The 21,670-nt window shown below is 66.4% G+C and carries 19 protein-coding genes and 1 other RNA gene; 9 read left to right on the top strand and 11 right to left on the bottom strand.

The annotated features are described in order from the left end of the window. Positions 1 to 6: 6 nt before the first annotated feature. The 8 genes from QTH86_RS24015 to gyrA form a co-directional block, all read right to left on the bottom strand. A complete protein-coding gene (locus QTH86_RS24015) occupies positions 7 to 330 on the bottom strand; it encodes an integration host factor subunit beta (protein ID WP_286648684.1) in 324 nt (107 codons plus the stop codon). Between the two features lie 71 nt (positions 331 to 401). Then, positions 402 to 2,090, bottom strand: coding sequence for a 30S ribosomal protein S1 (rpsA, locus tag QTH86_RS24010; protein ID WP_286648683.1), 1,689 nt, complete (start codon positions 2,088 to 2,090; stop codon positions 402 to 404). A 158-nt stretch (positions 2,091 to 2,248) separates the two neighbouring features. Continuing rightward, complete coding sequence (locus QTH86_RS24005; RefSeq protein WP_286648682.1) at positions 2,249 to 4,249, bottom strand: bifunctional 3-phosphoshikimate 1-carboxyvinyltransferase/cytidylate kinase; 2,001 nt, start codon at positions 4,247 to 4,249, stop codon at positions 2,249 to 2,251. 4 nt (positions 4,250 to 4,253) lie between these two features. Then, positions 4,254 to 5,111, bottom strand: coding sequence for a prephenate dehydrogenase (locus QTH86_RS24000; protein WP_286648681.1), 858 nt, complete (start codon positions 5,109 to 5,111; stop codon positions 4,254 to 4,256). Between the two features lie 9 nt (positions 5,112 to 5,120). Then, on the bottom strand, positions 5,121 to 6,239 hold the full coding sequence (gene pheA / locus QTH86_RS23995; protein ID WP_286648680.1) for a prephenate dehydratase: 1,119 nt from the start codon (positions 6,237 to 6,239) through the stop codon (positions 5,121 to 5,123). Between the two features lie 25 nt (positions 6,240 to 6,264). Continuing rightward, the gene (gene serC / locus QTH86_RS23990; protein ID WP_286649116.1) at positions 6,265 to 7,332 is read right to left on the bottom strand and encodes a 3-phosphoserine/phosphohydroxythreonine transaminase; all 1,068 of its coding nucleotides are present in this window, start codon (positions 7,330 to 7,332) and stop codon (positions 6,265 to 6,267) included. 53 nt (positions 7,333 to 7,385) lie between these two features. Then, positions 7,386 to 7,976, bottom strand: a complete 591-nt coding sequence (locus QTH86_RS23985; protein ID WP_286648679.1) for a DUF2059 domain-containing protein — start codon at positions 7,974 to 7,976, stop codon at positions 7,386 to 7,388. Next, on the bottom strand, positions 7,973 to 10,618 hold the full coding sequence (gene gyrA, locus QTH86_RS23980) for a DNA gyrase subunit A (RefSeq protein ID WP_286648678.1): 2,646 nt from the start codon (positions 10,616 to 10,618) through the stop codon (positions 7,973 to 7,975). The genes QTH86_RS23985 and gyrA overlap by 4 nt, the downstream gene beginning before the upstream one ends. A 223-nt stretch (positions 10,619 to 10,841) precedes the next feature. On the opposite strand from gyrA, the gene ompA reads away from it, so the two are divergent. The 4 genes from ompA to ssrA all read left to right on the top strand — a co-directional run bounded on the left by ompA (position 10,842) and on the right by ssrA (position 13,346). Beyond that, the gene (ompA, locus tag QTH86_RS23975) at positions 10,842 to 11,498 is read left to right on the top strand and encodes an outer membrane protein OmpA (protein ID WP_286648677.1); all 657 of its coding nucleotides are present in this window, start codon (positions 10,842 to 10,844) and stop codon (positions 11,496 to 11,498) included. 70 nt (positions 11,499 to 11,568) lie between these two features. After that, positions 11,569 to 12,279 (top strand): bifunctional 2-polyprenyl-6-hydroxyphenol methylase/3-demethylubiquinol 3-O-methyltransferase UbiG, encoded by a 711-nt coding sequence (gene ubiG, locus QTH86_RS23970; RefSeq protein WP_286648676.1) that lies wholly within the window; start codon positions 11,569 to 11,571, stop codon positions 12,277 to 12,279. Further along, positions 12,279 to 12,947 carry a phosphoglycolate phosphatase gene (gph, locus tag QTH86_RS23965; protein WP_286648675.1) on the top strand — a complete coding sequence of 223 codons (669 nt, stop codon included), beginning with the start codon at positions 12,279 to 12,281 and terminating at the stop codon, positions 12,945 to 12,947. The genes ubiG and gph overlap by 1 nt, the downstream gene beginning before the upstream one ends. A gap of 12 nt (positions 12,948 to 12,959) precedes the next feature. Next, positions 12,960 to 13,346, top strand: a transfer-messenger RNA (tmRNA) gene (gene ssrA, locus QTH86_RS23960). 43 nt (positions 13,347 to 13,389) lie between these two features. Here the strand turns inward: ssrA and QTH86_RS23955 are convergent. From QTH86_RS23955 to QTH86_RS23945, 3 genes are all read right to left on the bottom strand, one after another. After that, a complete protein-coding gene (locus QTH86_RS23955; protein WP_286648674.1) occupies positions 13,390 to 13,893 on the bottom strand; it encodes a MarR family winged helix-turn-helix transcriptional regulator in 504 nt (167 codons plus the stop codon). 92 nt (positions 13,894 to 13,985) lie between these two features. Continuing rightward, positions 13,986 to 14,954: a PDR/VanB family oxidoreductase gene (locus QTH86_RS23950; RefSeq protein ID WP_286648673.1), complete on the bottom strand. Its 969-nt coding sequence runs from the start codon at positions 14,952 to 14,954 to the stop codon at positions 13,986 to 13,988. Positions 14,955 to 14,973: 19 nt separating this feature from the next. Then, positions 14,974 to 16,029, bottom strand: a complete 1,056-nt coding sequence (locus QTH86_RS23945; RefSeq protein WP_286648672.1) for an aromatic ring-hydroxylating dioxygenase subunit alpha — start codon at positions 16,027 to 16,029, stop codon at positions 14,974 to 14,976. Between the two features lie 238 nt (positions 16,030 to 16,267). On the opposite strand from QTH86_RS23945, the gene ggt reads away from it, so the two are divergent. From ggt to QTH86_RS23920, 5 genes are all read left to right on the top strand, one after another. Next, positions 16,268 to 18,001, top strand: a complete 1,734-nt coding sequence (gene ggt / locus QTH86_RS23940; RefSeq protein ID WP_286648671.1) for a gamma-glutamyltransferase — start codon at positions 16,268 to 16,270, stop codon at positions 17,999 to 18,001. Positions 18,002 to 18,047: 46 nt separating this feature from the next. Next, on the top strand, positions 18,048 to 18,779 hold the full coding sequence (locus QTH86_RS23935) for a pseudouridine synthase (protein ID WP_286648670.1): 732 nt from the start codon (positions 18,048 to 18,050) through the stop codon (positions 18,777 to 18,779). Between the two features lie 102 nt (positions 18,780 to 18,881). Next, on the top strand, positions 18,882 to 19,874 hold the full coding sequence (locus tag QTH86_RS23930) for a YncE family protein (protein WP_286648669.1): 993 nt from the start codon (positions 18,882 to 18,884) through the stop codon (positions 19,872 to 19,874). Beyond that, the gene (locus QTH86_RS23925) at positions 19,861 to 20,667 is read left to right on the top strand and encodes a polysaccharide deacetylase family protein (protein ID WP_286648668.1); all 807 of its coding nucleotides are present in this window, start codon (positions 19,861 to 19,863) and stop codon (positions 20,665 to 20,667) included. Before QTH86_RS23930 ends, QTH86_RS23925 begins: the two co-directional genes overlap by 14 nt. A gap of 19 nt (positions 20,668 to 20,686) precedes the next feature. Continuing rightward, positions 20,687 to 21,658: a sterol desaturase family protein gene (locus QTH86_RS23920; protein ID WP_286648667.1), complete on the top strand. Its 972-nt coding sequence runs from the start codon at positions 20,687 to 20,689 to the stop codon at positions 21,656 to 21,658. Positions 21,659 to 21,670: the final 12 nt, after the last annotated feature.

Raw genomic sequence — 21,670 nt, 5'->3', positions numbered from 1 at the left:
TTGCGCTCACGGCGTGGACGGCTTGCGTTCGGCGGCGCCCATTTCCGCGGTGCGTGCATCCACCGCTTCGCGCAGGGCCTTGCCCGGCTTGAAGTGCGGCACGCGCTTCTCCGGGATCTGCACGCTCTCGCCCGAACGCGGGTTGCGTCCGATGCGCGGCGGCCGCCGGTTGACCGAGAAGCTGCCGAAGCCACGGATCTCGATGCGATGGCCGCGGACCAGCGCGTCGCTCATCGCGTCGAGGATCGTCTTGACGGCGTACTCGGCGTCGCGGTGCGTCAGCTGCGAAAAGCGGGCCGCGAGTTCTTCAACGAGGTCTGAGCGTGTCATGGGCCGAACAAAACGGAGGCGAAAAAAAAGACAGAGCGACCCTGCGGTCGTCTCTGTCTTGCGGACGCAGCTTACTTGCTGTCGTTGTTGTCGAGCTTGGCGCGCAGCAGGGCGCCCAGGCTCGTCGTGCCCGCGTTTTCGCGTGCCGACTGCTGGCTCAGGTTGGCCATGGCGCCTTGTTCGTCGACCATGTCCTTCTGCTTGATCGACAGCTGGATGTTGCGGGTCTTGCGATCCACGTTCACCACCACGGCCGTGACTTCGTCGCCTTCCTTGAGCACGTTGCGGGCATCTTCGACGCGGTCGCGCGAGATTTCCGAAGCACGCAGGTAGCCGATGATGTCTTCGCCGAGGTCGATTTCAGCGCCACGAGCATCCACGGTCTTGACCTTGCCGGTCACGATCTGGCCCTTGTCGTTCACCGTGGTGAACGTCGTGAACGGATCGCTGTCGAGCTGCTTGATGCCCAGGCTGATGCGTTCGCGGTCGACGTCGACTGCCAGCACCAGCGCCTCGACTTCCTGGCCCTTCTTGAAGTTGCGCACGGCGGCTTCACCGGTTTCGTTCCAGGACAGGTCCGAGAGGTGAACCAGACCGTCGATGCCGGCAGCCAGACCCACGAACACGCCGAAGTCGGTGATCGACTTGATCGGGCCCTTGACGCGGTCGCCACGCTTCGTGTTCTGAGCGAACTCTTGCCACGGGTTGGCCTTGCACTGCTTCATGCCCAGGCTGATGCGGCGCTTGTCTTCGTCGATTTCCAGGACCATGACTTCGACTTCGTCGCCGAGCGAAACGATCTTGTTCGGTGCGATGTTCTTGTTGGTCCAGTCCATTTCGGAGACGTGCACCAGGCCTTCGATGCCGGGTTCGAGTTCAACGAACGCGCCGTAGTCGGCGATGTTCGTGACCTTGCCGAACAGGCGGGTCGATTGCGGGTAGCGGCGCGAAACGCCCATCCACGGGTCGTCACCCATTTGCTTCAGACCCAGCGAGACACGGTTCTTTTCGGTGTCGAACTTGAGGATCTTGGCGGTGATTTCCTGGCCGGCCTGCACCACTTCGCTCGGGTGGCGAACACGGCGCCAGGCCATGTCGGTGATGTGCAGCAGGCCGTCGATGCCGCCGAGGTCCACGAACGCACCGTATTCGGTGATGTTCTTGACCACGCCACGGACGACGGCGCCTTCCTTCAGGGTTTCCATCAGCTTGGCGCGTTCTTCGCCCATGCTGGCTTCGACCACGGCACGGCGCGACAGCACGACGTTGTTGCGCTTGCGGTCGAGCTTGATGACCTTGAATTCCAGGGTCTTGTTCTCGTACGGGGTCAGGTCCTTGATCGGACGCGTGTCGATCAGCGAACCCGGCAGGAAGGCGCGGATGCCGTTGACCAGGACGGTGAGACCGCCCTTGACCTTGCCGCTGGTGGTGCCGGTGACGAAGTCGCCGGATTCCAGGGCCTTCTCCAGGGCGAGCCACGAAGCCAGACGCTTGGCGGTGTCGCGCGAGAGGATGGTGTCGCCGTAGCCGTTCTCGACGGAGCCGATGGCCACGGAAACGAAATCGCCGGCCTGGACTTCGAGTTCGCCCTTGTCGTTCTTGAACTCCTCGATCGGCACATACGCTTCGGACTTGAGGCCGGCGTTCACGACGACGTGGTTGTGTTCGACGCGCACGACTTCAGCGGTGATGACCTCACCGGTGCGCATTTCAGAACGCTTCAGGGATTCTTCGAACAGGTCGGCAAAAGATTCGGACATTGATTTTTCCTTCCGTCACGCAGGGTTCGCAGCTGCACCATTGCAACTGGCTTGGGGTCTGGAGACGGCGGTTGTGGGCTTGGGGCCCGGTTGGGTTACTAAAACCGGCAAGCCGATGCGCTGTCGCGCGGCGGGGGCCTGCCGGACTGAAACACCGATCAAGAAGACTTGAAAGGTTGTGTTTCCTGCCACCAGTTCAACACCTGCTCGACCGATTGCGCGATCGAGAGTTGGGAGTTGTCCAGGCGGCGGGCGTCTTGCGCTGGTTTCAGAGGGGCGACGCTGCGGGAAGAATCCCGGGCATCGCGAGCTTCCAGGTCGGCGCGAAGACTGTCGAGTGTAGTCGAAATCCCCTTTGAAATCAACTGCTTATGCCGCCGTTCGGCGCGCTGGGCGGCGCTGGCCGTCAGGAAGACCTTCAGGCGGGCTTCCGGGAAGATCACGGTGCCCATGTCGCGGCCGTCGGCGACCAGGCCCGGCAGGCGGCGAAAGCGCTTCTGCAGCGCCAGCAGGGCCGCGCGCACGGCGGGCAGGGCCGAGACGCGCGAGGCATCCATGCCGGCGGCCTCGGTGCGGATGGCGTCGCTCACGTCCTCGCCGTCCAGCAGCACCTTGCCCTTGACGAACTGCAGGGGCAGCGTCTCGGCCAGCGCGGCGATCTCGGCCTCGTACGCTGGCTCGGGCTCCAGCCCCTTGCGGCGGGTGGCGAGGCCGGTCACGCGGTAGAGCGATCCGGAATCGAGGTAGTGGTAACCCAGCTCGTGGGCCACCTCGACCGCCAGCGTGCCCTTGCCGGACGCGGTCGGCCCGTCGATGCAGATGACCGGGACCTCGGGCACGTCGATGACGGTGAACAGCGTCTCGAAGTAGTCCGGAAAGGTCTTGGCGACACAGTGCGGGTCGAGGATGCGCACCGGCAGGCCGGCCGGGTTGAAGGCAGCGAGCGAAAAACACATCGCCACGCGGTGGTCGTCGTAGGTCTTGATGCGGGCGGCGCGCCAGTCGGCGGCGGCGAGCGGATGCACCCGGATGAAATCAGGCCCGTCCTCGACCATGGCGCCGAGCTTGCGCAGCTCGGCGGCCATCGCATCGATGCGGTCGGTTTCCTTCACGCGCCAGCTGGCGATGTTGCGCAGCGTGCTGGGGCCGTCGGCATGGAGCGCCATCACGGCCAGCGTCATGGCCGCATCGGGGATGTGGTTAGCGTCGAGGTCGATGGCCTTCAGCGGCCAGGCGCCGCGCGCGACCTGCAGCCAATTGGGGCCGCTCTCCACGTGGGCGCCCATCTGGCGCGCGGCCTCGATGAAGCGGATGTCGCCCTGGATCGACTCCGCCCCCACGCCCTCGATGCGCAGTGCGCCGCCGGAGGCCGCCAGGGCGCCGAGCGCGATGAAATAGCTGGCCGACGAGGCATCGGCTTCGACATGGATCTCGCCCGGCGAGCGGTAGCGGCTGCCCGCCGGGATCGTGAAGCGCTGCCAGCCGTCCCGCTGCACGACGATGCCGAAGCGCGCCAGCAGGTTCAGCGTGATCTCGATGTAGGGCTTGGAGATCAGCTCGCCGACGACGTCGATGGTGATGTCGCGCACGGCCACCAGCGGCAGCGCCAGCAGCAAGGCCGTCAGGAACTGGCTCGACACGTCGCCGCGCACGCGGATCGGCGCGTCGAGCGTCAGGTGAGCGGGCGCGACGGGGTGGATGCGCAGCGGCGGGTAGCCCGGGTTGCCGAGGTAGTCGATCTGGCAGCCGAGCTGCGTGAGCGCGTCGACCAGGTCGCCGATCGGGCGCTCGTGCATGCGGGGCACGCCGCTGAGTTCGAAGTCGCCACCCAGCAGTGACAGCGCCGCGGTCAGCGGGCGCATCGCGGTGCCGGCATTGCCGAGGAACAGCGTGGCCTGCGGCGTGTGCAGCTGGCCGTTCAGTCCGTGGATGCGAACCGTGCTGCCCGTCGTCAACTCGACGCCGCAGCCCAGGGCGCGCAACGCGTCGAGCATGACGCGGGTGTCGTCGGAGTCCAGCAGGTCGTGGACGGTGGTCGTGCCCTCGGCCAGCGCGGCCAGCAACAGCACGCGGTTGGAAATGCTCTTGGAACCCGGCAGGCGCACGGTGCCCGCGGCGGCCACGAAAGGGGGGAGGTCGAGAAAGGCGGTCGAGAACATGGGGTCAGCCGCGCCACTGCGAGCGGGTGCGGCGCGCCGCCTCGATCGCTTCCTCGAGGGCCTGCGCATCGCCGGCGGCGAGCAGCGCCTCGAACTGCATCAGCGTCTTGCGAAAGGCCTGCGATTGGAGCAGCACCTGTTCGCGGTTGGCCAGCAGGATGTCGCGCCACACAGCGGGGTCGCTGGCGGCGATGCGGCTGAAGTCGCGAAAGCCGGTGCCACCGCGCTCGAGCATGCGTGCGCCGTCGGGCTGTTCGGCGATGCCGTTGATGAAGGCGAAGGCCAGCAGGTGCGGCAGGTGGCTCACGGCGGCGAAGGCGCTGTCGTGCTCCTGCGGCGTCATGGTCAGCACCTGGGCGCCGACGGCGGTCCAGAGTTGCGTGGCACGCTGCACATTGGAGCGCAGCGTGGTCTTGGTCGGGGTCAGGATCACCTGCCGGCCGTCGAACAGCGAGGCTTCGGCGTGCTCCACGCCCGCGACCTCCTTGCCGGCGATCGGATGGGCCGGCACGAAGCTGGCGAACTGCGTCTGCAGGCCGCGGCGGGCCGCTTCGATCACGTCGCCCTTGGTGGAGCCGACGTCCATCACCAGCGTGTCGGACGACACACCATGGCGGATCGCCTTGAAGGTCGCCTCCGAAGCCGCCACCGGCACGGCGACCAGCACCAGGTCGGCGCCGGAGACGGCCAGCAGCGCCGAGGGCGCTGCCACGTCGATCACGCCGAGCTGGCGCGCACGTTCCGTGGTGGAGGGCGACTTGCTGTAGCCGACGACGCGCTTGACCAGCTTGGCGCGTTTGAGCGCCAGCGCAAACGAACCGCCCATGAGGCCGCAGCCGATCAGACCGAGTTGCTCGAACATGCGCGAGCCTCAGGAGGTGACCGGGTAGGCGCCCAGCACCTTGTAGAAGGCGCACAGGCCGCGCAGTTCCTCCAGCGCCGCGGCCACGTTGGGCTGCGACGGGTGGCCGTCCAGGTCGATGTAGAAGTAGTACTCCCACTGGCCGGTGCGGGCCGGGCGCGATTCGAAGCGCGTCATCGACACCTTGTTGGCCTTCAGCGGCATCAGCAGGTCGTGCACGGCGCCAGGCCGGTTCGGCACCGACACCACGAGGCTGGTGCAATCACGGCCCGAGGCCGGCGGCATCGCCAGCGTCTGCGGCAGGCAGATGATCGCGAAGCGGGTGCGGTTGTACGAGTCGTCCTGGACGGCGTGCGCGACGATGTGCAACCCGAAACGGGTGGCGGCGCGTTCACCCGCCAGCGCGGCCCACGCCGGGTTCTCGGCGGCAAGGCGGGCGCCTTCGGCATTGCTCGAGACGGCGCGGCGTTCGGCGTGGGGCAGGTGCTTGGACAGCCAGGTCTGGCACTGGGCCAGCGCCTGCGGGTGGGCCAGCACGGCCTCGATGCCGCCCAGTGCGTTCTCCTTGCGCAGCAGGTGGTGGCGAACCAGCAGGCTCACCTCGCCCACCACGTGGGTCGGGGAATGCAGGAAGAGGTCGAGCGACCGGGTGACGACGCCTTCGGTCGAGTTCTCGACGCCCACCACGCCGTACTGGGCGCTGCCGGCCGCGGTGGCGTGGAAGACTTCATCGAAGCTGGCGCAATAGACCAGGTCGGCCGCACCGCCGAAATACTCGACGGCCGCGGCTTCGCAGAAGGTGCCTTCGGGGCCCAGCACCGCGACCCGTTGGGGCGATTCGAGCGCCAGGCAGGCCGACATGATCTCGCGCCAGATGGCGGCGACGTGCAGGCTCTTGAGCGGGCCGGGGTTGCTGCCCTGCATCTTCTCGATCACCTGCGCCACGCGGTCGGGGCGGAAGAAGGGCGTGCCTTCGCGTTTCTTGACTTCGCCGACCTGTTCGGCGACGTGCGCGCGCTGGTTCAGCAGGTCGAGCAGGCGCTGGTCGAGTGCGTCGATCTGCACGCGCAGATCGGCGAGGCTGGCGGAACTTTCGGGCGCCGCGGGCGAGGAGGGGGTCTGGGACATCGTGCGAGAAAAAAACGGGCGGGCCTCAGGCCTGCGACCGCTCGAATTCTCGCATGTAGGCCACCAGCGCCTGAACCCCCTCGATCGGCATGGCGTTGTAGATGCTGGCGCGCATGCCGCCCACGGACTTGTGGCCCTTGAGCTGCAGCAGTCCAGCGTCCCGCGCGCCCGCCAGGAAGGCGTCGTTGCGGCGCTCGTCGCGCAGGAAGAACGGGACGTTCATCCGCGAACGGCAGGCCGGGTCGATCCGGTTCTCGTAGAAGGCCGAGCCGTCGATGAAGCCGTAGAGCAGCGCCGCCTTGGCGATGTTGCGCTGCTCCATGGCCGCCACGCCGGTCAGCTCGCCTTCGCGCTGCTGCAGCAGCCAGTCGAAGGTCAGGCCGGCCACATAGATGCCCCAGGTCGGCGGCGTGTTGTACATCGACTGGTTGTCGGCGACCGTCTTGTAGTTGAAGGCGCTCGGGCAGATCTCGAGGGCGCGGCCCAGGAGGTCGTCGCGCACCACCACGATGGTCAGGCCAGCGGGGCCGAGGTTCTTCTGCGCGCCGCCGAAGGCCAGGCCGACACGGCGCCAGTCCACGGCGCGCGACGCCACGTGGGAGGAGAAGTCGATCACCAGCGGCGCGTCGCTGCCGAGGGCCGCCAGATCGGGCAGTTCCTGGAATTCGAGGCCGTTGATGGTTTCGTTGGTGCACAGGTGCACGTACGAGGCGCCGGGCGTCAGCTGCCAGGTCGACGGATCCGGCAGCCGCGTGTGCTTGCCGTCGGCGTTGCTCGCGACGATGCGCGCATCGCAGTAACGTTGCGCTTCCTTCTGCGACTTGATGCTCCAGCTGCCGGTGATGACGAAGTCGGCGATGGTGCCGCGCGACAGGTTCATCGGCACGATGGCGTTCTCGCCCAGGCCGCCACCCTGCATGAACAGGATGTGGAAGTTGGCGGGAATGGCGAGCAGCGTGCGCAGGTCGGCTTCGGCCTTGGTGGCGATGGCGCCGAACTCCTTGCCGCGGTGGCTCATCTCCATCACGCCCATGCCGCTGCCATGCCAGTCGAGCATTTCGGCGGCCGCGCGCCGGAGCACGGCTTCGGGCATGGCCGCGGGGCCGGCGGAGAAGTTGTACGGGCGGGCGCCCACCGCCGCGTCCGTCACTTCTTGGCGGGCGCTTTGGCCGCTGGCTTGGCCGGTTGCTGTGCCGCAGGCGGCTGGCCATTGGTCGGAGCGCCCAGGGCCTTGGCCACGCTCACGTTGAGGGCCTGGAGCTTGGGGTCGATCGTGGGACGCACATCGGCCACCAGCTTCTGGGTCAGCGCATTGCCCAGCTGCGGGTTCAGGTCCGAGAACTTCTTGTTCAGCGGCGAGCTGAGCCAGGCGACGAGCTGCTTCAGCTCGTCTTCATTGAAGTTCTGCTCCAGCAGCGGGCCGACGGTGGTCGGCGCCAGCTGGATGGCCTTGTCGCGCACGATCGGGAAGGCTTCCTGGACGTACTTCTGGACCTCGGCTTCGGCGGCTTTGCCGAGCGCTTCACGCTTCTCGGCCGGCACCTGGGTCTGCAGGTATTCGCTGCCGGCCTGGAGGATGGGGGCTACCGAGTCGTTGACCAGCAGGCGCGCCATGCCCTCGACGGCCGGACGCTGGACGTCGAGCAGCTGCTTGACGAGCGCGGCCTTGTCTTGAGCCATGGCGAGCGAACTGGTTGCCAGTGCGACCGTCAGGACCGCAAGCTTGAAATTTTTCACTGAGGATTCTCCGTTGAAGATGTGGAAGTGTCGTCGCTGCCGGCGTCGGGTTCGACGTTGGCATCGTTTTCGACGATGCGCTGCAGTCCGCTGAGTTTGGCGCCTTCATCGAGGCCGATGAGCGTGACGCCCTGGGTGGCCCGACCGAGTTCACGAATTTCGGCGACCCGGGTGCGCACCAGCACCCCCTTGTCGGTGATCAGCATGATCTCGTCGTCGGCATGCACGAGGGTCGCTGCGACGACCTTGCCGTTGCGCTCACTCTGTTGAATGGCAATCATGCCTTTGGTTCCCCGGCCGTGCCGGGTGTACTCGGTAATGCTTGTGCGCTTTCCGTAACCGTTTTCGGTCGCAGTCAGGACGCTCTGCTGCTCGTCTTCGGCCACCAGCATGGCGATGACGCCCTGGCCCGGGTCCAGTGACATGCCGCGCACGCCGCGGGCATTGCGGCCCAGCGGCCGGACGTCTTCCTCGTCGAAGCGCACCGCCTTGCCACCGTCGCTGAACAGCATCACGTCGTGCTTGCCGTCGGTCAGCGCCGCGCCGATGAGGTAGTCGCCGTCGTCGAGGTTGACCGCGATGATGCCGCCCTTGCGCGGGTTGTTGAACTCGTCGAGCGCGGTCTTCTTGACCGTGCCCATCGAGGTCGCCATGAAGATGTACTGGTCGGACGGGAAGGTGCGCTTGTCGCCCGTGAGCGCCAGCACGACGTTGATCTTCTCGCCTTCCTGCAGCGGGAACATGTTGACGATCGGCCGCCCACGCGAGCCGCGCGAGCCCGCGGGGACTTCCCATACCTTGAGCCAGTAGAGCCGGCCCCGGTTGGAGAAGCACAGGATGTAGTCGTGCGTGTTGGCGATGAAGAGCTGGTCGATCCAGTCGTCTTCCTTGGTCGCCGTGGCCTGCTTGCCGCGCCCGCCGCGTTTCTGTGCCCGGTATTCGCCCAGCGGCTGGCTCTTGATGTAACCGCTGTGCGACAGCGTGACGACCATGTCGGTCGGTGTGATCAGGTCTTCGGTCGACAGGTCGAACGCACTGTGCTCGACCTGGCTGCGGCGCGCGCCCAGCTTGGTCTGGCCGAACTCCTGCTTGATGACGGTGAGTTCGTCGCCGATGATGGTCGACACGCGCTCCGGCCGGGCCAGGATGTCGAGCAGGTCGTCGATCTCGGCCATCACCTCTTTGTACTCGGCGACGATCTTGTCCTGCTCGAGGCCGGTCAGGCGTTGCAGGCGCATCTGCAGGATTTCCTGGGCCTGCGTCTCCGACAGGCGATAGAGCCCGTCGCCGCCCATGCCGAATTCCTTTTCCAGGCCATCGGGTCGGTAGTCGTCGGCATTGACGACGCCGCCATCGGCACGGGTGCGGGTCAGCATCTCGCGCACCAGCTTGCTGTCCCAGGGCTTGCTCATCAGCTCGGCCTTGGCCACCGGCGGTGTCGGCGCATTGCGGATGATCGCGATGAAGTCGTCGATGTTGGCCAGCGCCACGGCCAGGCCTTCGAGCACGTGGCCGCGTTCGCGCGCCTTGCGCAGCGTGAACACGGTGCGGCGGGTGACGACTTCGCGCCGGTGTTGCAGGAAGACCTGGATCAGGTCCTTCAGGTTGCACAGCTTCGGTTGGCCGTCGATCAGCGCCACCATGTTGATGCCGAAGGTGTCCTGCAGCTGGGTCTGCTTGTACAGGTTGTTGAGCACCACCTCCGGCACTTCGCCGCGCTTGAGTTCGATCACCAGGCGCATGCCCGACTTGTCGGACTCGTCCTGGATGTGGCTGATGCCCTCGATCTTCTTCTCGTGCACCAGCTCGGCCATGCGCTCCTGCAGCGTCTTCTTGTTGACCTGGTAGGGGAGCTCGTCGACGATGATCGCCTGGCGCTGGCCGCGGTCGATGTCCTCGAAGTGGCACTTGGCGCGCATCACCACCTTGCCGCGGCCGGTGCGGTAGCCGTCCTTGATGCCGTTGATGCCGTAGATGATGCCGGCGGTGGGGAAGTCGGGCGCCGGGATGATCTCCATCAGCTCGTCGATGCTGGCGTCCGGGGACCGCAACAGGTGCAGGCAGGCGTCGACCACCTCGTTCAGGTTGTGCGGCGGGATATTGGTGGCCATGCCCACGGCGATACCGCCGGAGCCATTGACCAGCAAATTCGGCAATTTGCTGGGCAGCACGGCCGGTTCTTTTTCCGAGCCGTCGTAATTGTCCTGAAAGTCGACGGTTTCCTTGTCGATATCGCCCAGCATTTCGTGCGCGATTTTCGATAGCCGAATTTCGGTATAGCGCATCGCCGCCGCCATATCGCCGTCGACCGAGCCGAAATTGCCCTGGCCATCGACCAGCATGTGGCGCATCGAGAAGTTCTGCGCCAGCCGCACGATCGTGTCGTACACCGACTGGTCGCCGTGCGGGTGGTACTTGCCGATGACGTCGCCGACGATACGTGCCGACTTCTTGTACGGTCGGTTCCAGTCGTTGTTCAGTTCGTGCATCGCGAAGAGCACGCGGCGATGCACCGGCTTCAGGCCGTCTCGAGCGTCGGGCAGTGCGCGACCGACGATCACGCTCATGGCGTAGTCGAGATAGCTGCGACGCATTTCCTCTTCGAGGCTGATGGGAAGTGTTTCTTTGGCGAACGAGGTCATGGGTAGCAGGCAGACAGCAAGGAGCGAAATTTTACGCCCCCGGCGGTGTCGTACCGCAGCAACACAAGCGCCGTATTCCGCCGCCGTCCTACGCTTCGTGCACCTGTAGCGGGCTGTTTGCCAAAGACCCTATGGCACAATCGCCTCAACGTTTTGGGTGGTGGTCACTTAAAGCGTCCTTGATTCGCAGCGCGGCTGCGGCTTTTTCCCCAAGAGGAGAACCATGAAGAAACTGAATAAAGTGGCGATGATGTTTGCAGTCGCTGCGCTCGCCACTGCCGCCGGCGCGCAGACCCGTGTCACCGCAGCAAATGGCGGTCCCGTCATTGACAACTGGCAAAACGGCACCGGCGAACTCGTCTGGAAGAACGGCACGAACGAACTGTGCTGGCGCGATGCCAACTGGACGCCTGCAACGGCTGCCAAGGGTTGCGATGGCGCCCTGGTTCCCGCCGCACCCGCGACGGTCGCCACGCCGAGCACGCCGGTTGCTCCGGTCGCGCCGCCGGCACCGCCCGCTGCTTCGAAGGTCACCTTCGCCGCTGACGCTTTCTTCGACTTCGACAAGTCGGTTCTGAAGCCTGAAGGCCGCGCCAAGCTCGACGACCTCGTGTCGAAGATCCGTGACGTGAACCTCGAAGTCATCATCGCCGTCGGTCACACCGACTCGGTCGGTTCGGACGCCTACAACCAGCGCCTGTCGGTTCGCCGTGCAGAAGCCGTCAAGGCTTACCTGGTGACCAAGGGTATCGAACGCAATCGCGTCTACACCGAAGGCAAGGGCGAGAAGCAACCTGTGGCGGACAACAAGACCGCCGAAGGCCGCGCCAAGAACCGCCGCGTGGAAATCGAAGTTGTTGGTACCCGCGCCAACCGTTGATTCGTAAGAATCTTCGACAAGAACCCCGCTTCGGCGGGGTTTTTTTATGGGCTCTTCGATAATGACTTCCATGACAGAACACGTGAATGCCGACCCGGCGGAACTCGCCAAGTTTTCCGAGCTGGCCCACCGCTGGTGGGACCTCGACAGCGAATTCAGGCCCCTGCATGAAATCAATCCGCTCCGCCTGGAGTGGATCGACGGCCTGGTGCCCTTGGCGGGACTGCGCGCCCTCGATGTCGGGTGCGGAGGCGGCATCCTGGCGGACTCCATGGCGCGCAAGGGGGCAGACGTCCTGGGCATCGACCTGGCGGACAAGGCGTTGAAGGTGGCGCAACTGCATGCGCTCGAGGCCTCGACACCGAACGTGAAGTACCGCAAGGTCAGCGTCGAGGCGCTGGCGGCCGAACAGCCGGCCAGCTTCGACGTGGTCACCTGCATGGAAATGCTCGAACACGTGCCCCAGCCTGCGTCGGTCGTCAAGGCCTGCGCCGACCTGGTCAAGCCGGGCGGCTGGGTGTTCTTCTCGACCATCAACCGGAACGCCAAGGCCTTCCTGCTGGCCATCGTCGGGGCGGAGTACGTGCTCGGCATGCTGCCCCGCGGGACCCACGAGTACCAGAAGCTGATCCGGCCCAGCGAACTTGCCGCCTACTGCCGCGCCGCCGACCTCGACTTGCTCCACACGCGCGGCCTCGAACACAACCCGCTGACCCGCCGCTACTGGCTGAGCGCAGACACCAGTGTCAACTACATGTTCGCGACCCGGAAGCCCGGCTGATGGCAGTCTCTTCCATCCACGCGGTGCTGTTCGATCTCGACGGCACCTTGGTCGACAGTGCACCCGAGCTGGGCGCGGCGGCCGACAAGATGCGTGTCGATCGGGGCTTGCCCTCCTTGCCGCTGGCGCAGTACCGGCCCATGGCCGGTGCTGGCGCACGCGGCATGCTCGGCGTCGCCTTCGGCATCACGCCCGACATGCCGGACTTCGCCGCGCTGCGCGAAGAGTTCTTTCGCAACTACGAAGCGCGCATGCTGCTGAACACGCATGTCTTCGAGGGTGTGGCCGAGTTGATCGGGTCGCTGCAGACCCAGCAGCTCGCGTGGGGCATCGTGACCAACAAATCGAAGCGCTTCACGGAGCCGCTGGTGCGATCGATCGACGTGTTCTCGAGCGCCGGTGCCGTGGTCAGCGGCGACACCACGCCGTTTTCCAAGCCGCATCCCGAACCGCTGTTCGAGGCGGCCCGCCGCCTCGAACTCGACCCGGCACGCTGCGTCTACGTCGGTGATGACGAGCGCGACATCATCGCGGGACGCGCCGCCGGCATGCGGACCGTCGCGGCGACCTACGGTTACATGGGGGCCACGGCGGACGCGGCGCTGTGGCGGGCCGATGGCGCGATTGATTCTCCTGCGGCGCTCTTGCAATGGCTGAATACGGCCTAAAATAAGTCGCTTGGGGCTGCACTGGTTTCGACGTGGGTTCGGAATCGCAGCGGTGCATGTCGAGCTGAATGCGCTCGTAAAACAGATTCAAACAAACTAACTGCAAACGACGAACGTTTCGCACTCGCTGCTTAATTGCCAGTGAGCCTTGCAACAGTTGGCCGATGGGCTGGGCAAGGGGGTGAAGGAGCAATCTGACACCTCCCGGCTGCAAGGATAATTACATGGGCTGGTTTCGATCCGGGTGCCTTGGGTCGGGACGAGAAAATAGGGCACTGGCGTCCGGTTTAGCGTGCGACTGCGCGACTCCGGAAGCGAGATCCAAATCAGACCGCTAAACATGTAGATCTGTGCGAAGAAGGCTTGCGGACGGGGGTTCAAATCCCCCCAGCTCCACCATTTTCGAAAGGCCAGGTTGTTCGATGAACGACTTGGCCTTTTTTCATTTCGGCGCCGTGCCGACGATCGCCTTCGATGCGCCACGGCGCAGGGGTGCCCGGCTTCGCTCGTTGTTGTGACCGACGAACTTGCGCAACAGGTTCAGCAGGTCCGCGCTCTCCTGGGCGCTGAGGCCATGGAGCAGCGTGGCCTGCAAGGTCTGGATGGGCGACTTCAGGCTGTCGAGCAGCGCCTCGCCTGCCGTCGTCAACTCGAGACGCCGCCGTCCCCGCACGCCCACGCTGCGTGAAATCCATCCCTTGGCTTCCAGCCGCGCCGCGATGTCGGCGCACGACGAGGTGTCGATGGCCACCTCCTGGGCGAGGGTGAGCTGATCGATGCCCGGCTTCTCGCCAAGCACCTTCAGCACGGCGTACTGGATCGGCGTGACCTCGCGGCCCACGACGTCCAGGAACACCGAAACTGAGATCTGGTGCGCACGCCGGATCAGATGGCCCGGCTGGTCGTGGAGGTCGATGAGGGAGGGATCGTGCGGCGGATGTGGCATGCGCAATGGACCGGCGATGGCGAAGAAGAAGCCGAGCGATTCTCTCCCACGGCCACGCCGGCACGGCGATGGTGGTGGTCCTGGCCTGTGCGCTACAGGTCCAGCACCAGCAGCGTCGAGCGCGCACGCGAGCAGCACGGGGTGAACTGGTCGTTGGCCGCCTGCTCTTCGGGCGTGAGATACAGGTCCTTGTGATCGGGCTCGCCCTGGAGCACGCGCGTGAGGCAGGTTCCGCACACGCCCTGCTCGCACGACACCTGCACCTCCACGCCCGCATCGCCGAGGGCCTGCACGACCGTACGATCGGCAGGGATGTGGATCACGCGGCCCGAACTGGCGATCTGGACATCGAAAGCGCCATCCGTGGCCAACGGTGCGATGCTCGCGCCGAAGAATTCGAAGTGCAACCGCGTCTCGGGCCAGCCCGCGGCGCGGGCGCTGGCCAACACCCAGTCCATGAACCCCTTGGGGCCGCATACATACAGGTGCGTCTGGTCGGGCATGGCGCGCAGGATCGGCTCGATGGCCAGCTTCTGTTCGGCCGCGCCGTCGTCGAAATGGAGCGTGACCTGCGGGGCGAAGGCTGCATCGGCGATGCGCTGGCGAAAGGCGGTGCGCTCGGGCGATCGGGTGCAGTAGTGCATCTCGAACGGGTGACCGATGGCGGCCATGCGTTCGGCCATGCAGAGGATGGGCGTCACGCCGATCCCGCCCGCGAGAAGGAGGCTGTGCGAGGCGTCGCTGGCGATCGGGAAGTGGTTCTTCGGCGCGCTGATGCGCAGCGTCATGCCTTCCTCGATCTCGTCGTGCATGGCGCGCGAGCCCCCGCGCGAGGCCGGGTCGCGCAGCACACCGATCAGGTAGCGGTGATTTTCGGTGGCGTCGTTGCACAGCGAATACTGCCGCGTCAGGCCCGAGGGCAGGTGCACGTCGATGTGCGATCCGGCCGAGAACGCCGGCAGGCCCTGGCCATCGGTGCGAACGAGTTCGAAGGTGCAGATGTCGATCGCTTCCGGCGTCTTGCGCGCGACGCGCACGGTGAATTCCGAGGTGTCGGTCATGGGTGTCACGGTGTCCGATTCATGCAGCGGCCGAAGCGACCGGCGTCGTCGCCTGCTCCTGCGCGATGAGCCGTTCGATCACGCGGCGCGACTGCACGCCACCCGCATCGATGTTGAGCTTGAGCAACGCCCGCGCGGGATGCGCCAGCAGGTTGCGCTGCTGCTGCTCCAGCATCTGCAGGTCTTCGCTGAAGATCTGGCCCTGGCCTTCGCGAATGCTCTCGGTCAACGCCTTGTCTTCGGGCCGGAAGTTGCGCGCCATGCCCCAGAAGTACCAGATCGAGGTGTCGGTCTCCGGCGTGATGAAGTCGACGACGATGCTCGATGCCTTGTGGGCCGCGTCGGCCGAATAGCCCCCCTTGCCGGCATGCGCCACGCCGACCTCGATCAGCACATGGCTCGGTGGCGTGAAGCGGCAGATCTGCCACCGGTCCACCGGCACGTCGTCGGCCAGGCCGTTGCCGCGCAGGGCCATGCGCCAGAACGGCGGGGCGGAGATGTTCTCCATCATGCGGCTGGTGATGACCTCGTCGCCCTCGACGCGTGTTGCGACCGGGGTCTCGTCGATCTCCTTCTGGCCGATGCTGCTCGCGTGCACGTAGGTCTCGTGCGTGAGGTCCATCAGGTTGTCGATCATCAGGCGGTAGTCGCACTGGATGTGATACAGGCCGCCGCCATAGGCCCACTCGCTGCTCTCGGCCCAGGCGAGGTGAGGCAGCTTCGCGGCGTCGGCCTGCTCGGCGTCGCCGGGCCAGATCCAGACGAAGCCGTAGCGCTCGATCAGCGGGAAGCTGCGAATCGGCGGGAAGCCGCGCACGCGCTGGCCGGGCATCGCCACCGTCTTGCCGTCGCAACCCATTTCGAGGCCGTGGTAGCCGCAGACGAGCTTGCCGTCGACCACGCGCCCGAGCGACAGCGGCGCGCCGCGGTGGGGGCAAAAGTCTTCCAGCGCGGCGACGCGGCCGTCCGCACCGCGGTAGAAGACGATCGACTCGTTGCAGACCTTGCGGCCCAGCGGCTTGTCGCTGATCTCATCGCTCGTGCAGGCGACGTACCAGGCATTCTTGGGGAACATCGTGAGGCTCCTTGTGCGGGTGAAATGGATTTGATCAGAGTCGATCAGTACACTGATTGTCAAAGCAGTCGGAGCTGCTGGCATTCGGGTTTACCCGTTTCTCAAGCGCGGAGCACGGGGGGCGCGTCGATCCCGAGGGTGGCTCCGCTGCGCCTGCGTTGCATGATCAGCCGCGCAAGGGCTTGCGGGTCGGCCGAGGGCCGGTGCAGCATCGACCATTTCACCAGGAGACAACACCATGAAGATGATTCACTGGACCACGCGTTGGTCGGTGGCGGCCGCCGTGCTGGCGACGGCCGCATGGCCCACCGCGCAGGCGGCGTCACAGGCGCCGGTGGCGGCGCAGAACGGCATGGTGGTGAGTGCACAGCACCTCGCGACCCGGGTCGGCGTCGACGTGCTCCAGCGCGGCGGCAACGCCATCGATGCGGCCGTCGCCGTGGGCTATGCACTGGCCGTCGTGTACCCGGCCGCGGGCAACCTCGGCGGCGGTGGTTTCATGACGGTGCAGCTGGCCGATGGCCGCAAGACCTTCCTCGACTTCCGTGAGAAGGCCCCGCTCGGCGCCACGGCGAACATGTACCTCGACAAGGACGGCAACGTCATCAAGGGGCTGAGCACCCACGGCCATCTCGCCGTCGGCGTGCCGGGCACCGTGTCGGGCATGGAATACGCGCGCACGAAGTACGGCACGATGCAGCGCGCGGCGCTCATCGCCCCGTCCATCGCGCTGGCCGAGAAAGGCTTCGCGCTGGAGCAAGGCGACATCGACATGCTCCAAACGGCGACCAGCGACTTCAGGAAGGACGGCGTGTCGGGCGCCATCTTCTTGAACAAGGGCGAGCCTTTCGCCGTCGGCCAGAAGCTGGTGCAGAAGGACCTGGCCAAGACGCTGCGCGCCATCAGCCAGAAAGGCACCGACGGCTTCTACAAGGGCTGGGTGGGCCAGGCGATCGTCGCGTCCAGCCAGGCCGGCAAGGGCCTCATCACGCAGGCCGACCTGGACCAGTACAGCACGCGCGAACTGGCGCCGGTCGAATGCGATTACCGGGGCTATCGGGTCGTGTCCGCGCCGCCGCCGAGCTCGGGCGGCGTGATCATCTGCGAGATGCTCAACATCCTGGAGGGCTACCCGCTGAAGGACCTGGGCTTCCGGTCCGCGCAGGCGGTGCACTACCAGATCGAAGCCATGCGCCATGCCTACGTCGACCGAAACAGCTACCTGGGCGACCCGGACTTCGTGAAGAACCCGCTCGACCGCCTGCTGGACAAGGGCTATGCCGAGAAGATCCGCGGCGTGATCGACCCGGCCAAAGCGGGCGTGTCGAAGGACATCAAGCCGGGCGTCGCGCCGCACGAGGGCAGCAACACCACGCACTATTCGATCACCGACCGGTGGGGCAACGCGGTGTCCGTCACCTACACCCTCAACGACTGGTTCGGCGCCAAGGTCACGGCCGCCAAGACGGGCGTGCTGCTCAACAACGAGATGGACGACTTCACCGCGAAGGTCGGCGTGCCGAACCTCTACGGCCTGGTGCAGGGCGAGGCCAATGCCATCGCGCCCGGCAAGCGGCCGTTGAGCTCGATGAGCCCGACCATCGTGAGCAAGGACGGCAAGCCAGTCTTCGTCGTCGGCACGCCAGGCGGCAGCCGCATCATCACGGCGGTGCTGCACACGATCCTGAACGTGGTCGACTACGGGATGAACGTGCAGGAAGCCGTCGACGCACCGCGTTTCCACCAGCAGTGGTTGCCCGACGTGACCAACGTCGAGACGTTCGCGATCGGCCCCGACGCCCGAAAGATCCTGACCGACATGGGCCACAACCTCGGCGTGCCGCAGCCGGCGAACCACCTGGCGGCCATCATCGTCGGCGCGCCGTCGCTGGGCGGCAAGCCGGTGGGCAACAATCGCTTCTACGGCGCGAACGATCCGCGGCGCAACACCGGGCTCGCGCTCGGCTACTGAACCCACGCTTTACCGGCGGCTGCCGAGCCGGCCGCCGGACCCATCGATGCAACTCCAGGACATTCTCTATACCCAGGGCTTCGGCACGCGCCGCGTCTGCGCCGGCCTCTCGCAGCAGGGCTTCGTGACGATCGACGGGGTGGCCGTCACGGACCCCGGTACGGACGTGGCGGTCGTCGACGGCCTGCGCTTCACCGTGCAGGGCACGGCCTGGGAATACCACGAGAAGGCCTATGTGCTGCTGCACAAGCCGGCCGGCACCGAGTGCTCCCAGAAGCCGTCGACCTGGCCCAGCATCTACACGCTGCTGCCGTCGCCCCTGCGCCTGCGGCCCAACAAGGGCGCGGTGCAGGGCGTGCAGGCCATCGGCCGGCTCGACCAGGACACGACCGGCCTGCTGCTGCTGACCGACGACGGCCAGTTCATCCACCGCATGGGCTCGCCCAAGCACCATGTGCCCAAGGTCTACGAGGTGACGGTCAAGCATCCGCTGGACGACGCCCAGGTGCAGAAGCTGCTGGCCGGCGTGGTGCTGGACGACGATCCGAAGCCGGTGCGCGCCGCCGCCTGCGAAGCGGTGGGGCCGCTGCACCTGCGGCTCACGTTGACCGAGGGCAAGTACCACCAGGTCAAGCGCATGGTGGCGGCGGTCGGCAACCGGGTCGAGGCGCTGCACCGGTCGCAGATCGGCGCGCTGGTGCTGCCGGCGGACCTGGCGCCCGGCCAGTGGCGCTGGCTCAGCGCCACCGAGGTCGAGGCGTTGCGCAGCGCACGCTGACCTGTGGTTTTGCAGGCAAATTCGCATGCGTCGCACGCGAACGGTCAGCCGCCGCTAAGGCTTGCACGTTATGGTTCGACCTGCTGTCCCGGAAGTTTCCCCTTGCGATTTCTTGCCACCGCCCACGGTCGCCTCGCGGCCTTTTTCTTCGCCTGCGCCCTGCACGCCGTACCCGCCCTGGCTGCCGAACCGCCGCCGCTCTTCGTCCTCAATTCGCTCGACGCCACCGTCAGCGTGGTCGACCCGGCCACCTGGACGGAAAAGAGCCGCATCGCGACCGGCAAGGAGCCGCACCACATCTACATGACGCCGGACGAGCGCTCGGTGATCGTCGCCAACTCCGCCGGCGATTCGCTCACCTTCCTGAACCCGCGCACAGGCGACGTCCAGCGCGTGGTCTACGGCATCATCGACCCGTACCAGCTGCAGTTCTCGCGCGACATGAAGTGGTTCGTGACCGCGGCCAACCGCCTGAACCATGTCGACATCTACCGCTGGGACGGCAAGGACCTGACGCTGGCCAAGCGCATCGCCACCGGCAAGACGCCGAGCCACATCTGGATCGACGCGACCAGCACGGTGGCCTACGTGACCATGCAGGACAGCGACGAGCTCATCGCCGTCGACCTGGCCACCCAGACCATCCGCTGGCGCACCGCCACCGGTCCGATGCCGGCCGACATCTTCGGCATCCACGGCGACCGCACCCTGCTGGTCGGCCTGACCGGCAGCGATGGCGTGCAGGTGTTCGATGTGGCCGGCCCGCAGCCCAAGGCGGTCGGCAAAATCCCGACCGGCAAGGGCGCGCATGCGTTCCGCTCGGCGGGCGACGGGCAGAGCGTGTTCGTCAGCAACCGCGTGGCCAACACCATCAGCCGGATCGACCTCAAGACCCTGCAGGTGATCGAGAGCTATCCGGTGCCGGGCGGTCCGGATTGCATGGACTTGTCGGCCGACGGCAAGACGCTCTACGTCACCTCGCGCTGGGCCAAGAAGCTCAGCGTGATCGATCTGGCCAGCCGCAAGGTGGTGCGCCAGGTGAACGTCGGGCGCTCGCCGCATGGCGTGTGGACCTTGGACCATGCCAAGCGCTGACCGGCCGGTGCGCCGCCGCCTCGTCGCGGGGTTGCTTGCCTTCTGCGTCGCGGGCAGCGCGGTGGCGCAGGCGAGGTGCGACAAGCCCCTGTACCTGACCTTCGACACCGGTCACATGGGCGTCGCGCCGCTGATCGCCGAGGTGCTCAAGCGCCAGGACGTGCGGGTGACCTTCTTCGGTGCGGCCGAACGCACCTTGACCGATGGCGACAGCCTGGACAACCAATGGGCCCCGTGGTGGAAGGCGAGGGCGGCCGAGGGCCATGAGTTCGCCTCGCACACCTACGACCATGTCTACTGGCGCGGTGACGTGAAGGGCATCGAGCCGCAATTCCGTGTGCGTCCGTCGGCCGGCGGCCTGGCCGGCCGCGAGTTCACCTGGAGCGCCGCCAAGTACTGCGAGAACATCCAGAAGGCCAGCGACCGCATCGGTCACATCACCGGAAAGAAGCCGCTGCCGCTGTTCCGCGCGCCGGGCGGCAAGACCTCGCCCAAGCTGCTTGCGGCCGCCAAGACCTGCGGCTTCGAGCATGTCGGCTGGGCACCCGCAGGTTTCCTGGGCGACGAACTGCCGAGCGAGACCTTTCCCAACGACAAGCTGCTGCAGCAGGCGCTCGACCGGATCCAGCCGGGCGACATCCTGCTGGCCCACCTGGGCATCTGGTCGCGCAAGGATCCGTGGGCACCCGCCGTGCTCGAGCCGCTGATCGTCGGCCTGAAGGCCAAGGGCTTCTGCTTCGAGACGCTGCGGGCGCATCCCGCCTACCGCGCCTGGATCGCGGCGCACCCCTGAACACCGAGGCGGCGCGGCGATGGAATGGTTCACCGATCTTTTCGCGAACTGCCAGCAGTGGCTGTTCGAGGCCGTCGTGCAGCCGCTGGTCTACGGCATCGGCCTGGGCGGTTACGTCGAAGACGCCTTCGACGCCACCGGTTGGCTGCTGGTCGGGCTGATCCAGATCGCGGTGCTGCTGGCGGTGATCGGCCCGCTGCAGCGCTGGCGGCCGGCCGAACCGGTGGTCGACCGGCGCGCGATCCGCACCGACGTGCTCTACACGCTGATCCACCGGCTCGGCCTCTTCCGCCTGGGCATGTTCTTCCTGCTGCAGCCGCTGTTCGACGACGGGCTGGGCCTGCTGCGCGGCGCCGGCTGGGGCACGCTGCATCTGGACGAGCTGTGGCCGGGCGTGACCGACGTGCCCTGGATCGCGTTCGCCATTTACCTGGTGGTGCTCGATTTCGTCGAGTACCTGATCCACCGCGGGCAGCACCGCTTCACGTGGTGGTGGGGGCTGCATTCGCTGCACCATTCGCAGCGCCAGATGACGATGTGGAGCGACAACCGCAACCACCTGCTCGACGACGTCATCCACGACACGATCATCGTCGTCGTTGCGCAGCTCATCGGCGTTGCGCCGGGGCAGTTCATCGCCATCGTCGCGTTCACACAGCTCAGCGAAAGCCTGCAGCATGCGAACCTGCGCGCCGGCTTCGGCGCCCTCGGCGAGCGGCTGTGGGTCAGCCCGCGCTTCCATCGGGTCCACCATGCGATCGGCATCGGGCACGAGTCCGCCGGACCGTCGACTCTGGGGGGACACAACTTCGGCGTGCTGCTGCCGTGGTGGGACATGCTTTTCCGGACGGTGAATTTCGAGCCGCGCTACGACCCCACCGGCATCCGCGACCAGGTGGAACCCGACGCGCAGGGCCGCGTGCGCGACTACGGGCGCGGCTTCTGGTCGCAGCAATGGCGCGGGCTGTGCCGGATGGTCGGGCGGGGCTGAGGTCTTCGTCCG

It is taken from the genome of Variovorax sp. J2L1-78 (assembly GCF_030317205.1).
Lineage (GTDB): Bacteria > Pseudomonadota > Gammaproteobacteria > Burkholderiales > Burkholderiaceae_C > Variovorax > Variovorax arabinosiphilus.
This window is presented reverse-complemented; position numbering and strand designations above follow the sequence as displayed.

Coding starts and splice junctions, on each gene's coding strand:
- QTH86_RS24015 (WP_286648684.1), bottom strand. CDS start 330: ATGACACGCTCAGACCTCGTTGAAGAACTCGCGGCCCGCTTTTCGCAG.
- rpsA (WP_286648683.1), bottom strand. CDS start 2,090: ATGTCCGAATCTTTTGCCGACCTGTTCGAAGAATCCCTGAAGCGTTCT.
- QTH86_RS24005 (WP_286648682.1), bottom strand. CDS start 4,249: ATGTTCTCGACCGCCTTTCTCGACCTCCCCCCTTTCGTGGCCGCCGCG.
- QTH86_RS24000 (WP_286648681.1), bottom strand. CDS start 5,111: ATGTTCGAGCAACTCGGTCTGATCGGCTGCGGCCTCATGGGCGGTTCG.
- pheA (WP_286648680.1), bottom strand. CDS start 6,239: ATGTCCCAGACCCCCTCCTCGCCCGCGGCGCCCGAAAGTTCCGCCAGC.
- serC (WP_286649116.1), bottom strand. CDS start 7,332: ATGCCCGAAGCCGTGCTCCGGCGCGCGGCCGCCGAAATGCTCGACTGG.
- gyrA (WP_286648678.1), bottom strand. CDS start 10,618: ATGACCTCGTTCGCCAAAGAAACACTTCCCATCAGCCTCGAAGAGGAA.
- ompA (WP_286648677.1), top strand. CDS start 10,842: ATGAAGAAACTGAATAAAGTGGCGATGATGTTTGCAGTCGCTGCGCTC.
- ubiG (WP_286648676.1), top strand. CDS start 11,569: ATGACAGAACACGTGAATGCCGACCCGGCGGAACTCGCCAAGTTTTCC.
- gph (WP_286648675.1), top strand. CDS start 12,279: ATGGCAGTCTCTTCCATCCACGCGGTGCTGTTCGATCTCGACGGCACC.
- QTH86_RS23955 (WP_286648674.1), bottom strand. CDS start 13,893: ATGCCACATCCGCCGCACGATCCCTCCCTCATCGACCTCCACGACCAG.
- QTH86_RS23950 (WP_286648673.1), bottom strand. CDS start 14,954: ATGACCGACACCTCGGAATTCACCGTGCGCGTCGCGCGCAAGACGCCG.
- QTH86_RS23945 (WP_286648672.1), bottom strand. CDS start 16,029: ATGTTCCCCAAGAATGCCTGGTACGTCGCCTGCACGAGCGATGAGATC.
- ggt (WP_286648671.1), top strand. CDS start 16,268: ATGAAGATGATTCACTGGACCACGCGTTGGTCGGTGGCGGCCGCCGTG.
- QTH86_RS23935 (WP_286648670.1), top strand. CDS start 18,048: ATGCAACTCCAGGACATTCTCTATACCCAGGGCTTCGGCACGCGCCGC.
- QTH86_RS23925 (WP_286648668.1), top strand. CDS start 19,861: ATGCCAAGCGCTGACCGGCCGGTGCGCCGCCGCCTCGTCGCGGGGTTG.
- QTH86_RS23920 (WP_286648667.1), top strand. CDS start 20,687: ATGGAATGGTTCACCGATCTTTTCGCGAACTGCCAGCAGTGGCTGTTC.